This window comes from Rubrivivax gelatinosus, assembly GCF_016583785.1.
Lineage (GTDB): Bacteria > Pseudomonadota > Gammaproteobacteria > Burkholderiales > Burkholderiaceae_C > Rubrivivax > Rubrivivax gelatinosus_B.
The window spans coordinates 1-909 of the sequence record NZ_NRRU01000222.1 but is presented as its reverse complement, the minus strand read 5'-3'; the positions used below and the strand labels follow the sequence as shown (position 1 = coordinate 909).

Below are 909 nucleotides of genomic sequence, written 5' to 3'. Positions count from 1 at the left end.
CGAGCAGGCGATCGACATCGTCGCCTTCGTGCCGGCGGACGCCGTCGACCTGCTCTATCACGACAAGGCCTGGCTGCTGGCCCCCGACAAACGCGGCGCCAAGCCCTATGCGCTGCTGCTGTGTGCGTTGCCGGTGCTGCTGGGGTTCGTACTGCCGGTGGCCTGGCTGGGCTGGCTGGTCTGGCAGGAAGCGACGGTGTCCGAGTTCGGCCTGCCGCTGGCGCGTTTTGCGGCCTGGGCGGCGACGAGTTTCAAGCTCGCGGCCATCGCCGCACTCGCCGCCACCGCGCTCGCGCTGGCGCTCGGTTTCGCGCTGCGCCGCCGCGGTGGCGGGCTGCTGCCGCCGGCGGCGCGTGTGCTGTCGCTGGGTTATGCGGTGCCGGGCGCGGTGATCGCCGTCGGCCTGCTGCTGCCGGTGGGCTGGGTGCAGCAGCGCTGGCCCGACGCGCCGCTGGGCGCTCTCTTCACCGGAACCGTCTTCGGCCTGGTCTACGCCTACCTGGTGCGGTTCTCGGCGGTGGCGCTGCAGTCGGTCGAGGCCGGTTACGCGCGCCTGGCGCCCTCGGTCGACGAGAGCGCGCGCATGCTGGGCGGCGGCGGCTGGCGCATCTGGCGCGAGCTGCACCTGCCGCTGCTGCGGCGCTCGGCGCTCGCCGCCGCGCTGCTGGTCTTCGTCGACGTGATGAAGGAGCTGCCGGCGACGCTGGTGCTGCGCCCCTTCGGCAGCGACACGCTGGCCGTCGTCGCCTACAACTTCGCGCGCGACGAACGCCTGGCCGAGGCCGCGCTGCCCTCGCTGGCGATCGTGCTCGTCGGCCTGCTGCCGGTGCTGCTGCTGTCGCGGGCGATGAAGAACTGAACTCAGCGCCGCGCCGCGCGCGTGCGCGCCGGGGCGGGCGCGGTCTTGGC

The 909-nt window shown here is 73.7% G+C and carries 1 protein-coding gene; it reads left to right on the top strand.

Going from position 1 to position 909, the window contains the following annotated elements:
• On the top strand, positions 1-859 hold an 859-nt coding region (locus CKO43_RS25485), incomplete at its 5' end, for an ABC transporter permease (RefSeq protein ID WP_200380421.1).
• Positions 860-909: the final 50 nt, after the last annotated feature.